Genomic DNA, 13,031 nt, shown 5'->3' with positions numbered 1-13,031 from the left:
GGCGAAGGGAGGCAGGGTTGGCTCATGGCAACAACACCCGGAACGCCGCGCCTGCTGCGCGCGATGAACGACCGCGCCGCCCTGGACCTGCTGCTCAGCCAAGGCCCGCTCTCCCGCACCACGCTCGGCAACCTCACCGGGCTGTCCAAGCCGACCGCGTCTCAGCTGCTCGCGCGGCTGGAGGCGGCCCGGCTGGTCCGTCCGAGCGGCACCACCGCGGGCCGTCCCGGCCCGAACGCGCAGTTGTACGAGATCAACGGCGACATCGCGTACGTCGGCGGTCTGGACGTGACGCCGACCCGCATCCGGGCCGCCGTCGCCGACCTGACCGGCAACGTGGTCGGCCACTACGAGCTGGCCACCCCGGGCCGCAGCGCCAAGGGCACAGTCGACCGCGTGGTCAAGGCGATCGAGGGCGCGGCCGGCGAGGCGGGTCTGAGCCGTGAGCGCCTGCACCGGGTCTCGATCGGCACCCCGGGCGGTTTCGACCCGACCACCGGCCGGCTGCGGTACGCGACCCACCTGCCCGGCTGGCACGCCCCGCACCTGCTGGACGAGCTGGCCGCCACGATCGCCGTACCGCTGGAGGTCGAGAACGACGTCAACCTGGCCGCGATCGCCGAGCAGCGGATCGGCCACGCCCGGCAGCACGGCAACTTCGTGCTGCTCTGGGGCGAGGAAGGCATCGGCGCCGCGATCGTCATCAACGGCCGCCTGCACCGCGGGGCGACCGGCGGCGCCGGCGAGGTCGCGTTCCTGCCGCTGCCGGGGACGCCGTTGGTCCGCAACGTCGGCCGCAACAACGCCGGCGGCTTCCAGGAGCTCGCCGGCGGCGAGCCGGTCCTGGAGCTCGCCCGCTCGCACGGTCTGAAGGCCCGGACGCCGGAGGCCGCGATCGCGCTCGCATTGCAGACCGAGGGCGCGGGCGACGACGTACTGAACGAGTTCGCGCACCGGCTCGCGGTCGGTCTGGCCGCGATCGTCGCGGTCGTCGACCCGGAGCTGATCGTGCTGGCCGGAGGTGTCATCACCGCGGGCGGCGAGCGGCTGCGGGGCCTGGTCCAGGACGAGCTCGCCGATCTCGCCGTGCCGCGGCCGCAGCTGTTGATGACCGCGATCAGCACCGACCCCGTGCTCTCCGGAGCACTCCAGTCCGCACTGAGCACCACCCGCGACGAGGTCTTCGACACCGCGGGGCCACCCATCACCTAGTAGGAGACCGGATGCAGAGCTTCACCCGTGCCGTCATCGGCACCGCCGCCGTCGCGCTTCTCGCGACCGCCTGCACAGGGACATCGAACGCACCGCAGGCCGACGACGATGCCACGAAGGACGTCAGCATCACCTTCTGGCACGGATGGAGCGCCCCCGGCGAGGTGGCCGCGATCGCGTCCGACGTCAAGGCGTTCGAGGCGAAGCATCCGAACATCCACGTGAAGGTCGTTGGCAACATCAACGACGACAAGATCAAGCAGGCGCTGCGGGCGGGCGGCGCCAACGCACCCGACGTGGTGTCGTCGTTCACCACCGACAATGTCGGCACGTTCTGCGCGTCAAACGTTTTCGCCGACCTGAAGCCGTTCCTGGACAGGTCGGGAATCGAGCTGGACACGACGTTTCCGAAACCGCTGCAGGACTACACACAGTTCCAGGGAAAACGCTGCACTCTGCCGTTCCTGAACGACGCCTACGGCCTGTACTACAACAAGACCGCCTTCAAGGCCGCCGGGATCACAGCGCCGCCGAAAACGTTGTCCGAGTTCGACACGGTCGCGAAGAAGCTCACCAAGGTCACGGGCGACAGCTACAGCCGGCTCGGCTTCATGCCGAACTTCCACGGCTACGAGTCGACCACCACGCACTTCGCCGCGCTCTGGAACGCGACGTACTTCACGCCGGACGGAAAATCGAACCTGGCCAAGGACCCGGCCTTCGCCGCGATGCTCAAATGGCAGAAAGGTTTGGTCGAGCAGCTCGGCGGATTCGCGAAGCTGGAGAAGTACCGCGCCACGTTCGGCGACGAGTTCGGCGCGAAGAACCCGTTCCACACCGGCCAAGTCGCGATGACGATGGACGGCGAGTGGCGGCTCGGGATGGCCCGCGAGGCCGGAGTGACGTTCGACATCGGCGTCGCGCCGTTCCCGGTGCCCGACGCACAGGCCGACAGCTACGGCAAGGGCTACCTGTCCGGCACGGTGATCGGGATCGCCGGCACCAGCCAGAAGCAGAACGCGGCCTGGGAGCTGGTGAAGTTCATGACCACCGACACCGACGCGGTGGTCAGCTTCGCCAACGCGATCCACAACGTACCGTCCACACTGGCAGCGATCGGCTCCCCGAAGCTCACCGCGGACGAGAACTTCAAGGTCTTCCTCGGCATCGCCCAGCACGCCAGGAGCAACACCACACCGGCCAGCCCGAACGGCGGCGCCTACCAGCTCACGCTGCAGGACTTCGGCTACGCCCACGAAGCGGGCAAGGTGCCTGACCTTGCCGCCGGCCTGGCGAAGACCGACGAGCAGATCGACAAAGACCTGGCCCAGGCGAAATGACGTCGCTGAGGCAGAAGCACCGCACCGAGACGCTCCGCAACCTCGCCTTCCTGTCCCCCTGGTTGATCGGGGTCAGCGTCTTCTTCCTGTACCCGCTGGTCTCGACGGTCTACTTCAGCTTCATGAAGTACGACGGGTTCACGCCGCCGACCTGGACCGGCTGGAAGAACTGGCAGTACGTCTTCACCGACTACCCGTTCTTCTGGCCCGCACTGCGCAACACCCTGTGGCTGGTCGTCGTCATGGTCACGCTGCGGGTGGCCTTCGGGCTCGGCATCGGCCTGCTGATCACCAAGGTCAAGACCGGCGCCGGCTTCTTCCGTACGGCGTTCTACCTGCCGTACCTGGCCCCTCCCGTCGCCGCGACCATGGCGTTCGCGTTCCTGCTCAACCCCGGGACCGGGCCGGTCAACAGCATTCTCGGCAGCATCGGACTGCCGCAGCCGGGCTGGTTCAACGACCCCGCCTGGTCGAAGCCGGCCCTGACGATGCTGGCGTTGTGGGGCATCGGCGACCTGATGGTCATCTTCATGGCGTCCCTGCTCGACGTACCGCAGGAGCAGTACGAGGCGGCGTCGCTGGACGGAGCGGGCGCGTGGCAGCGGTTCCGGTACGTGACACTGCCGAACATCTCGCCGATCGTGCTGTTCGCCGTCGTCACCGGCGTCATCCAGACGATGCAGTACTACACACAGCCGCTCGTCGCCGGAAAGGTCGCGAGCGGCGTGATCGGCGGGGCGGGCCAGCAGTTCGAGCCCGGATACCCGGACAAGTCCACGTTGACGTTGCCGCAACTCGTGTACCACCTGGGCTTCCAGCGTTTCGACACCGGCGGGGCCTCCGTCATCGCCCTCGTGCTGTTCGCGCTCGCGATGGTGTTCACCGCCTTCCTGATGCGGTCGATGAGTGAAGGGAGCGCGGCATGACCGCCACCGCGATCTCGTCTCCGGTCACGCTGACGCCGGCCGCGCGCACGGCACGCCGTACCCGATTCCTGTACTGGATCGGCGTCCATTCACTCGCCATCGCGGCCGCGCTGTTCTTCGTGCTGCCGTTCGTGTTCATCTTCCTCACCGCAGTGATGAGCGACCAGCAGGCGCTCACCCGCGACCTGTGGCCGGACAGCTGGCACTGGGAGAACCTGCGGACCGTCTGGGAGACACCCGGCTTCCTGACCTGGTGGAAGAACACCTTGCTGTACGCCGGACTCGGCACAGCGCTCACGTTGCTGTCGAGCATCCCGGTCGCTTATGCCCTGGCCCGCTTCACGTTCCGCGGCCGTAACGTCGTACTGATGCTGGTGATCGCCACGATGATGCTGCCGCCACAAGTGGTGATCGTGCCGATGTACCTGTTCTGGGCCAAGCAACTGCACCTGTCCGGGACGCTCTGGCCGCTGATCATCCCGATGGCGTTCACCGACGCGTTCTCGGTCTTCCTGCTGCGGCAGTTCCTACTGACGATCCCTAAGGACTACGTGGACGCCGCCAAGGTCGACGGTTGCGGCGAGTTCAAGGCGCTGGTGCGGATCGTGCTGCCGATGGCGAAGCCCGCGATCGCGGCCGTGGCCCTGTTCCAGTTCTTCTACTGCTGGAACGACTACTTCGGCCCGCAGATCTACGCCAGCGAGAATCCGGCCGCGTGGACCCTCAGCTACGGCCTGGAGTCCTTCAAGGGCGCACACCACACGAACTGGAACCTCACGATGGCAGCCACGCTCCTGGTGATGGCCCCGGTCATCATCTTGTTCTTCTTCGCCCAAAAAGCCTTCATCGAGGGCGTCACACTGACAGGGGTCAAGGGATGAAACTGACAGTCGTCGGTGGCGGGTCCACCTATACGCCTGAACTTGTCGACGGATTCGCCCGGTTGCGGGACACCTTGCCGGTCTCGGAGCTGGTGCTGGTCGATCCGGTGGCCGACCGGCTGGAGCTGGTCGGTGGGCTGGCGCGGCGCATCTTCGCGAAACAAGGCCATGCCGGCCGGGTCATCACGACGTCGGACCTGGACGCGGGCATCGACGGTGCGGACGCCGTCCTGCTCCAGCTGCGCGTCGGCGGGCAGGCGGCGCGCAACGAGGACGAGACCTGGCCGCTCGAGTGCGGCTGCATCGGCCAGGAGACGACGGGTGCGGGCGGTCTCGCCAAGGCGCTGCGGACCGTGCCCGTTGTGCTGGACATCGCCGAGCGGGTACGGCGTACCAACCCCGACGCGTGGATCATCGACTTCACCAACCCGGTCGGCATCGTTACGCGGGCCCTGCTGTCGCAAGGGCACAAGGCCGTCGGACTGTGCAACGTGGCGATCGGGTTCCAGCGTCGCTTCGCCGCCATGCTCGGCGTCACACCGGAGCAGGTGACGCTCGACCACGTCGGGCTGAACCACCTCACCTGGGAGCGAGCGGTCCGCGTCAACGGCGAAGACATGCTGCCGAAGCTGCTTGCCGACCACCTCGGCGAGATCTCCGACGACCTGCATCTCCCGTCTCACGTCGTACAGCAGCTCGGCGTCGTACCGTCGTATTACCTGCGCTACTACTACGCGCACGACGAGGTGGTGCAGGAGCTGCGCACCAAGCCGTCCCGGGCCGCTGAGGTCGCTGCACTCGAGAAAGAGCTGCTGGACATGTACGCCGACCCGCAGCTCGACGAGAAGCCCGCCCTGCTCGAGAAGCGCGGCGGTGCGTACTACTCGGAGGCCGCCGTCGCACTCGCCTCGTCACTGCTCAACAACACCGGTGACGTCCAAGTGGTCAACACCCTCAACAGCGGCACGCTCCCGTTCCTGGCCGACGACGCGGTCATCGAGGTACCGGCCACGGTGAACGCAGAGGGCGCAAGGCCGGTGCCGGTGTCTCCACTGGAGCCCTTGTACGCCGGACTGGTCGCGCATGTGACGGCGTACGAGGACTTGGCGCTCGAGGCCGCTGTGAAGGGTGGAGCCGAGCGCGTGTTCCAGGCGCTGCTGTCGCATCCGCTGGTCAGCCAGATCGCTGTCGCGCAAGAGCTGACGGACAAGCTGCTGGCGCACAACAAGGACTACCTGCCATGGGCGCACTAGTTCCGGGCGGCGTCCTCGCCTTCGACGCCGGCAACAGCAAGACGGACGTCGCACTGGTCGCCGCCGACGGCACAGTGCTCGGTACGGCGCGTGGGCCCGGTTTCGAACCGCAACGGATCGGCCCGGCCGCAGCTGTCGACGGACTGGAGCCACTGGTGCGGGCTGCCGCAGCGGAGGCCGGTGTGCGCGTTGGCGACGTACCGCTGGTGCAACACATCTCGGCCTGCCTGGCCAACGCCGATCTGCCGGTCGAGGTCGAGCAACTGACCGCTGCCTTCGAGCACCGCCGCTGGGCCGAGTCGGTGTACGTCGCCAACGACACGTTCGCCCTGCTCCGGTCCGGGGTCGACGAGCCGCGCGGGGTCGCAGTGGTGTGCGGAGCGGGCATCAACTGCTCAGGCATGCTGCCGGACGGGCGGACCGCACGCTTCACGGCGCTGGGGAAACTGACCGGCGACTGGGGCGGCGGCGCACAGTTGGCCGAGGAGGCGTTCTGGTCGGCGTCACGGGCAGAGGACGGACGCGGTCCGGCGACAGCCCTGCGGACCGCGTTGCCGACGCACTACGGGCTGCCGACACTGACGGCGGTGATCGAGGCCTTCCACCTCGGCGACCTGCCGGCCGAGCGGCAGCTGGAAGCCGGGCCGGTGCTGTTCCAGGTCGCGGGCGCCGGTGATCTTGTTGCCATGGGCATTGTTCAGCAGCAGGCCGAGGAGATCGTCGCGATGGCCTCGAGCGCGTTGCGGCGGCTCGACCTGCTCAGCGAACCGGTCACGGTGGTGCTCGGCGGCGGCGTCCTGACCGCGGGGCACCCGGTCCTCCTCGACCAGGTCACGCGGTTGCTCGCCGAGATCGCGCCGAAAGCAATACCGCGCGTCGTCGACGTACCGCCGGTGGTTGGCGCGGCGCTGCTCGGTCTTGACCACACCGCCGCCGGAGCGAGCGCTCAGGAACGGCTGCGTGCGGCGTTCGCGCCACCGCCGGTGGCCTGATATTGCAGCCGTGTTTCATTCGAGACCGATGCAAACTCCCGAGTGCGGTGTGGCGTCCCACCAGTAGGACCACATCCACTCGGGAGGTCGATGATGATTCGAAGGATCATGGGTCTCGGCGCCACCACCGCACTCGCGGTGACCGCACCGCTGCTCCTCACCGGTGCCGCGCCGGCCGATGCGACAACCACCACCTGCCGCGGTTCCGCGGCGAGTGTCTCCGCGGTGACGTACGCCGACCGGCTCGTCCGCGCATGGGGCAGCGGAGACACCGCGACCGCCGGTTGCTACGCCTCGACGGCCACCTCACGCACGCTCTTCGGACAGGCGTCGCCCGGCGGCATCCACTGGCGGCGCGTCTCCACCGAGGGCGCCGCGGGGACGATTTATGTGACGTACCACGACGACGCGCGCGGCGGGAACCTGACGATCGGCGTCCAGAATGTCGGCCTGCGCGCGGCGAACGGCTGGCACGCGGCGTACACCGCCAAGTTCACCGGCGAACCGAAGGCGTGGAACGCGGGTCAGTGGGCCGACAACCTCGTCCGCGCCTGGGGCCGCGGTGACACGAAGTGGACGGCGTACTACGCGACACCTCGCGCGGCGCAGCAGCTGCACGCGGTCGCGGCGACGGGCGGCCCGCACTGGACGCGGATCGCCACCGAGGGCGCGGCCGGCACGACGTACGTGACGTATCGCAACGACGTCACGCGGCACACGCTGGCGATCGGCGTGTCGAATGTCGGGCTGTCACAGGGCGACGCGCACGCGGCGTACACCGTGCAGTACCACTAGGTCCTTGAGCTCGACCTGCTTCGGTGTAATCATGATTACATGAGTACGCAGACAGAGCAGGAGAAGGTGCGGGGCTGGCTGACCGGGCGGTTGCCCGGCGACTGGTTCGAGGGCGAGACCGAGCTGGAGATCGACCGGGACGAGATCCTGATCGTCGGCCGGATCTCCGCACCCGAGCAGACCAAGGACGTGAGCGCCGCCGAGCGCTCCGCCGCCGAGAGCGGGCGGATCAAGCAGTTCCGTGAGGACACCCGCGACCGCCGGATCGAGATCGCCCGCGAGTTGGAGCACGCCACCCGGCGCAAGGTCGCCTGGGGCGTGCGCTGCGGTGAGACCAGGACCGTCTTCACCTCGCTGTCCGCGCCGGTGATGACCAGGCTCCGCCAGCCCGAACGCCAGGTCCTCGACACCCTCGTCGACGCCGGCGTGGCCCGCTCCCGCAGCGACGCCCTCAGCTGGTGCGTCAAACTCGTGGCCCAGCACAGCGAGACCTGGCTGGCCGACCTCCGCGAGGCGATGACCAAGGTCGAAGAGGTCCGCAAGGCAGGCCCCGACAACAACTGACGGGCCCCGCACCTGTCTGCTGTTGCTGAGCAACGGGCGGCAACCCGGTGGGGTTGCCGCCCGTTCTCGAGGAGAACCGCCCGGTTACTGCCCCTGCTGCCAGTTGCCGTTCGGCCGGGTTCCGTTGGACCAGTTGCCGGCGCTGTGCGCGGCCGGGTGCTGCTCGGGCTGTGCCTGCGGCATCTGCTGCGTGGGCTGCTGGTAGTCGCCCTGGTAGTCGCCCTGGTACTCGGCTTGGCCTTGGTAGCTGCCCTGGTAGTTGCCCTGAGCCGGGTACGCGGCCGTGCCGTTGTCCATGCCGTTCTGGTCGGCGGGCTTGACCATCTTGTCCTTGTCGAACAGATTGCCCAGCGCGCGGCCGGCCATCTCGCGGCCCCCGAGGCCGAAAGCCAGACCGAGAGCGAGTGCGCCGCCCGCGAGCACGATCAGCAGCGTGTTGCCGGTGAGCTGGACGGCGACGCCGAGCTGGGTCAGGGCGGCGAACGCGGCGTACACCAGGACCGCGTACCGGGCCACCTTGGCGAGGGTCTCGTTCCCGGTCGCGCCGCGGATGATCGCGGCCAGGAAGTTGGCGAACAGCGCCGCCAGGCAGACGATCACGATCGCGGCGAAGATCCGCGGAATGTACCCGAGCATGTCGCTCATGAAGTTCGAGATCTCCGGCACGCCGAGCGCCGAGGCGAACATCGTGAAGCTGATCAGGAACACGAACCAGAACACGACCTTGCCGAGCATCGCCGAAGCGGTCAGCCCCGTGCCCGACCGTTGCAGCACGCCGGAGACGCCGGCCCGTTCCATCCAGCCGTCGAACCCGACCCGGCCGAGCAACCGGCCGACGAGATTGCCGAGGATCTTGGCCACGAAGTAGCCGACGACCAGGATGACCAAACCGCCCAGCAGGTTCGGGATGAACGACAGCAGTTTGCTGAAGGCATCTTCGAACGGCTGGGTGAAGTCGATTGCTAATGCTGACATCGGATGAACCCTTCCGACTGGCCCGCATCCGCTGTCGGCACAGGACTGCACCAACCCCGGCACGGGCGGATGCAGTGGTGTCCAGTATGACTCGTACCCTCAGGTGCCGAAGGCAAACAGTTCTCCGGGCGCGGCGGGCAACGAAGAGTGTTTGCATAAGGCAATCACTGTCTTTGGGCTTCGGTCCTTACCCTGGCGGCTGAACCGCTTCAGGCGTTTGCGATCCTGTGGGTATGAACGATGTGCTGATCCGCCGGGCCACCGCCGCCGACGTCGCCGCGATCGTCGCGATGATCGCCGACGACCAACTCGGCGCCACCCGCGAGTCGCTCGACGACCTGACGCCGTACCTGGCGGCCTTCGAACAGATCGACGCCGACCCCAACCAGCTGCTGATGGTTGCCGATCGCAACGACGAGGTGATCGGCACGCTGCAGCTCACGATCATCCCCGGCCTGTCCCGCCGCGGCTCCACCCGCGGCCTGATCGAGGCCGTCCGCGTCGCCGCCCCCGCCCGCGGCTCCGGCCTCGGCAGCACCCTGATCCGCTGGGCCGTCGAGGAGTCCCGCACCCGCGGCTGCACCCTCGTCCAACTCACCTCGGACAAGACCCGCACCGACGCCCACCGCTTCTACACCACCCTGGGCTTCACCAACTCCCACGAGGGCTTCAAACTCAAACTCAGCTGACCCGCTTCGCCGGAGCGGTGAAGGTGTTGCACGACGCCGGGTTCGCGCTGCCGAAGGCCCGGATCGACCAGTAGCCGTGATTCTTGCGGGAGCCGTGGTCGCGGACCTCGCCGTACTCGTCGCCGACGTGCTGCACGATGTAGCGCCAGATCTCCAGGCGCTCCCCGGACAGCCGGAAGGCCGCCTTGTTGGCGCCCAGGAAGGCCGCACCGAGGCAGCTCGCCTGCAACTCCTTGCGACGCAGCACCTCGAGCTGACCCGTCTCGGACTTCCCGTGCATCAACTCGGTGTACAGCGTCAGAATGCCGACCGACCGTTGCACGTGGTGGCCGTACTCGTGCGCGATCATCCGTTGGAAGTCGATCGTGTTCGCTACCGGGTCGTCCGCACCTAGGTACCTCTCCACCGCGAAACAGATCTTCCCGGTGAGGCCGCTCCAGTGGTAGAACGCGCCGGAGGTCGTAGGTGGGTCCGAGCACTCCGGCGTCGCCGCCGGACGCTTCGAGGAGTAGGCGAACACCTCAGGCGGAGTCAGAACCGCGTCGGACTTCCCCACCACGGGCGCCCACCCTTTGTCCATACACCCGACAAGCACCTTGGCATACGCGACCATCGCCGCCTTGGAGGTCAGGTTCGGCTGCGGCAGCGCGCACCGCACAGCGGGCACCTTGCCTGCTGAGTAGAGCTTGTGGTGCAGCACCGGGTCGGTCAGATTCGACCAGTCGGTCGGAGCCGGCCGGCCAGATGTGGACCGCCGCGTCGGCGTGGGTATCGGTGTTCGCGTGGGTGTAGGTGTGGGCGTCGCCGCCTGGATGCTCGTCGGCGACACCACCGCAACGGGCTCGGTGCGCGCACAGCCCACCAAGCCGAACAAGGCGCCGATCGCGATCACCGCCTCCAGCCGACGGAGCATCAGCTCACCTTGGCGGGTGGGGCGGTGAAGGTGTTGCAGAGTTTGGGGTCGGCGGCCTTGAAAGCTGGGTCGGACCAGGCCCAGTTGCTCTTCCGGGACCCGTGGTCGCGAACCTTGTCCGTGGCGTATTCGTCCCCGGAGTGCTGCGCCTCCCACTGCCAGAGCTTCAGCTTGTTGCCGGACAGGCCGAGCGACGTCTTGTTCGCCCCGAGGAAGGCCGCACCGAAGCAGGTCGCCTGCAGCTCCCGGCGCCGGGCCCATTCGAGTTTCATCGCCTTGGATTTCGTCCAGCCTTCGCGCGAGAAGGACGCCGTGATCATCTCGGTCATCTGCTGGACGTGGTGTCCGTACTCGTGCGCCATCGTGTCGAGCATCCACACCCGGGCGGCGAGCGGCTCGTCCTTGTAGTACTCGAGATCGCTCTTCCAGCTGATGTTGATGCTCTCGTCGGCACTGCAGTAGTAGGCGGTGTCGGACTCACCGGTGCAGTCCTCGCCCGGCGTGGCCTGGCTGGACTGCAGCTTCAGCTTCGGGGCCCGGAAGTCGTACCCGGCCTTGGTCACCAGTGGTTCCCACGCCTTGTTCAGACAGGGCAGTAGGGCCCGGTAGTAGCGCAGGATCGCCGACTGCGAGTCCGGCTTGATCGCCGGTTCCTTGCAGCTGACCGACACGACCTTCCCGGCAGCGTAGATCTTGTTCTGCTGCAGGCGGACCATGTCCGGGACCCCCTGGACGGTGACCGTGACTGTCGGGTCCGGCGGGATGGGGGCAGGGGCCTCGGACTTCTTGACCGATGGCTGGGACAGGGGGCGTTGGACGCCGTAGGAGTTGACCAGCTTGAAGCCGCCGATGGTGGCGGCGGTGAGCATCACGACGACCAGGATCGACAGGCCGGCGACGACGGGGCGGGAGTACTGGCGCGGCGGCGCGGCCGGGGCGGGCTCCGTGGTGAACTGGGCGCCGGAGCGGGACGGGTTCGAGTGCCAGCCGGACGGACGGGAACCGCCGACGCGGCGGGTGCCGGTCAGCGGCGGGAGCGGGCCTCCGGTGAGCGGCGCGGCCGGCGGGCCGCTGTACTCGCTCGTGGTGCCGGGCTCGGTGGGCAGCGGACGGGCCTTGCGGCGCATCGACGACTCGTCGAACGATGTCGAGCGCGCCCTGCCCAGACGGGCGGGTTGTGCGGTCTGCAGGGTCAGCGGACGCGAACCGGGTGCGGGATCGCCGCCGGGCAGGAAGTGTCCGGGTTCCGGCGTACCCTCCTCGGACTCAGGCAACGATGGCTCCCTTACGCTCAGCTGACCTTGGCGGATGCTGCGACGAAAGTGTTGCAGGCTCCCGGGCTGGTTGTCGCGAAGCCCTGGTTCATCCACAGCGCGAGGCTCTTGCTGGAGCCGTGGTCGCGGACCTTGTCCTTGGTGTGCTCGTCGCCGCGCCGCTGGATCAGGCCGGTCCACTGGCGCAGCAGTTCGCCGCGCAGCGGGAAGCTCGCCTTGGCCGTCCCGAAGAACACGGCGCCGAAGCAGTACGCCTGCAGCGCGGAGCGCCGCTGCACCTCGAGCTGGGCGTTCTTGTTCGCCGCGGTGTCGGCGAGGTTGTCGGCGGCGTCGGCCATCCCCGTCAGGTTCTGCACGTGGACGCCGTACACGAAGCCGAAGGACTGCGCCATTTCCGCGCGCACCTCGGCCTTGTTCTTCGGGTAGTCCTCGACGATGTTCTGCCAGGGCATGGTCACGCTGCCGCCGTGCTCGTCCTGGCAGTACAGCGCGAGATCGTGCTGGACGCCGCACGCGGTCTCGTCACCGTCGTCGAAGATGATCAGGTTCGGCGACCGGAACTCGAATCCGGCCTTCGCGACGACCGGCTGCCAGGCCTTGTCCAGGCACGCGGTGAGCGCCTGGTAGTACGAGCGGACGTTCTCCTTCGACGTGGGGCGGAACGCCGGCTCCGGGCAGTTCGCCACGGCCAGCCGGCCCACGGAGTAGATCGCGTTCTTGCCGACGATGTCGGCGTCCGGCGTCCCCTTGCCGACCGGTCCCTGGGTGGCGGTCGTCCCGCCGCTCGGCTTCGTGGACGGCATCGGGGTGCTGACGAAACCGTCCGAGGAGAGCACCTTGACCGCGAACGTCGCGCCGCCGGCGAGGAACAACAGCACCGCGACGACCATCAACGCGATCAGGGCCTTGGACCGCTTCTTCGGGACGAACGGCACCGGTTCGGGGTGGAACACCTCCCGGTACGCCGCGGCCGCCCGGTCACCGGCCGGCGGCGGTCCCAGCCGGCTGCCGGACAACGTCGTACGGCGGGAGTCGATCCGGGACCCGGTCAGTTGCGGCGGGGCCGGCGGCGCGTCGCCGCCGAGGCGCGGTGTGGGTGCCGCCAACGGCGCAGACCCGCCCGCCGTACGATCATCGGCCGTGCCCTGCTCACCCTCGCCACCCGGCAGGAAATGCCCAGGCTTGGGTGCCGGCTTGTCCGCCATAGTTTCCGCTTC

The 13,031-nt window shown here is 68.2% G+C and carries 13 protein-coding genes; 9 read left to right on the top strand and 4 right to left on the bottom strand.

What is annotated here, in order from left to right:
* Nucleotides 1–24 precede the first annotated feature (24 nt).
* From AB0L64_RS12320 to AB0L64_RS12285, 8 genes are all read left to right on the top strand, one after another.
* Nucleotides 25–1,212: an ROK family transcriptional regulator gene (locus tag AB0L64_RS12320; RefSeq protein WP_363710218.1), complete on the top strand. Its 1,188-nt coding sequence runs from the start codon at nucleotides 25–27 to the stop codon at nucleotides 1,210–1,212.
* Nucleotides 1,213–1,223: 11 nt separating this feature from the next.
* Complete coding sequence (locus AB0L64_RS12315) at nucleotides 1,224–2,552, top strand: ABC transporter substrate-binding protein (protein ID WP_363710217.1); 1,329 nt, start codon at nucleotides 1,224–1,226, stop codon at nucleotides 2,550–2,552.
* Nucleotides 2,549–3,478 (top strand): sugar ABC transporter permease, encoded by a 930-nt coding sequence (locus AB0L64_RS12310; RefSeq protein WP_363710216.1) that lies wholly within the window; start codon nucleotides 2,549–2,551, stop codon nucleotides 3,476–3,478. Before AB0L64_RS12315 ends, AB0L64_RS12310 begins: the two co-directional genes overlap by 4 nt.
* Nucleotides 3,475–4,359, top strand: a complete 885-nt coding sequence (locus AB0L64_RS12305) for a carbohydrate ABC transporter permease (RefSeq protein ID WP_363710215.1) — start codon at nucleotides 3,475–3,477, stop codon at nucleotides 4,357–4,359. The genes AB0L64_RS12310 and AB0L64_RS12305 overlap by 4 nt, the downstream gene beginning before the upstream one ends.
* On the top strand, nucleotides 4,356–5,612 hold the full coding sequence (locus tag AB0L64_RS12300) for a 6-phospho-beta-glucosidase (RefSeq protein ID WP_363710214.1): 1,257 nt from the start codon (nucleotides 4,356–4,358) through the stop codon (nucleotides 5,610–5,612). Before AB0L64_RS12305 ends, AB0L64_RS12300 begins: the two co-directional genes overlap by 4 nt.
* Nucleotides 5,600–6,604 carry a BadF/BadG/BcrA/BcrD ATPase family protein gene (locus AB0L64_RS12295; RefSeq protein ID WP_363710213.1) on the top strand — a complete coding sequence of 335 codons (1,005 nt, stop codon included), beginning with the start codon at nucleotides 5,600–5,602 and terminating at the stop codon, nucleotides 6,602–6,604. The genes AB0L64_RS12300 and AB0L64_RS12295 overlap by 13 nt, the downstream gene beginning before the upstream one ends.
* A 90-nt stretch (nucleotides 6,605–6,694) precedes the next feature.
* Nucleotides 6,695–7,399, top strand: a complete 705-nt coding sequence (locus tag AB0L64_RS12290; protein ID WP_363710212.1) for a hypothetical protein — start codon at nucleotides 6,695–6,697, stop codon at nucleotides 7,397–7,399.
* A gap of 39 nt (nucleotides 7,400–7,438) precedes the next feature.
* A complete protein-coding gene (locus AB0L64_RS12285; protein WP_363710211.1) occupies nucleotides 7,439–7,963 on the top strand; it encodes a hypothetical protein in 525 nt (174 codons plus the stop codon).
* An 84-nt stretch (nucleotides 7,964–8,047) separates the two neighbouring features.
* Here AB0L64_RS12285 and AB0L64_RS12280 read toward each other — a convergent pair whose 3' ends face one another.
* Nucleotides 8,048–8,938 carry a hypothetical protein gene (locus tag AB0L64_RS12280; RefSeq protein ID WP_363710210.1) on the bottom strand — a complete coding sequence of 297 codons (891 nt, stop codon included), beginning with the start codon at nucleotides 8,936–8,938 and terminating at the stop codon, nucleotides 8,048–8,050.
* A 233-nt stretch (nucleotides 8,939–9,171) separates the two neighbouring features.
* Between AB0L64_RS12280 and AB0L64_RS12275 the strand changes: the two genes are divergently transcribed.
* Nucleotides 9,172–9,627, top strand: coding sequence for a GNAT family N-acetyltransferase (locus AB0L64_RS12275; RefSeq protein ID WP_363710209.1), 456 nt, complete (start codon nucleotides 9,172–9,174; stop codon nucleotides 9,625–9,627).
* Here AB0L64_RS12275 and AB0L64_RS12270 read toward each other — a convergent pair.
* From AB0L64_RS12270 to AB0L64_RS12260, 3 genes are read right to left on the bottom strand one after another with little or no spacing between them, the layout of a single operon-like run.
* Complete coding sequence (locus tag AB0L64_RS12270) at nucleotides 9,620–10,540, bottom strand: neutral zinc metallopeptidase (RefSeq protein WP_363710208.1); 921 nt, start codon at nucleotides 10,538–10,540, stop codon at nucleotides 9,620–9,622. The two genes, AB0L64_RS12275 and AB0L64_RS12270, sit on opposite strands and share 8 nt — an antisense overlap.
* Nucleotides 10,540–11,814, bottom strand: coding sequence for a neutral zinc metallopeptidase (locus tag AB0L64_RS12265; RefSeq protein ID WP_363710207.1), 1,275 nt, complete (start codon nucleotides 11,812–11,814; stop codon nucleotides 10,540–10,542). Before AB0L64_RS12265 ends, AB0L64_RS12270 begins: the two co-directional genes overlap by 1 nt.
* Nucleotides 11,815–11,831: 17 nt before the next feature.
* Nucleotides 11,832–13,019, bottom strand: a complete 1,188-nt coding sequence (locus AB0L64_RS12260; protein WP_363710206.1) for a neutral zinc metallopeptidase — start codon at nucleotides 13,017–13,019, stop codon at nucleotides 11,832–11,834.
* Nucleotides 13,020–13,031: the final 12 nt, after the last annotated feature.

Source organism: Kribbella sp. NPDC051936 (assembly GCF_040680955.1).
Taxonomy (GTDB): domain Bacteria; phylum Actinomycetota; class Actinomycetes; order Propionibacteriales; family Kribbellaceae; genus Kribbella.
This window is presented reverse-complemented; position numbering and strand designations above follow the sequence as displayed.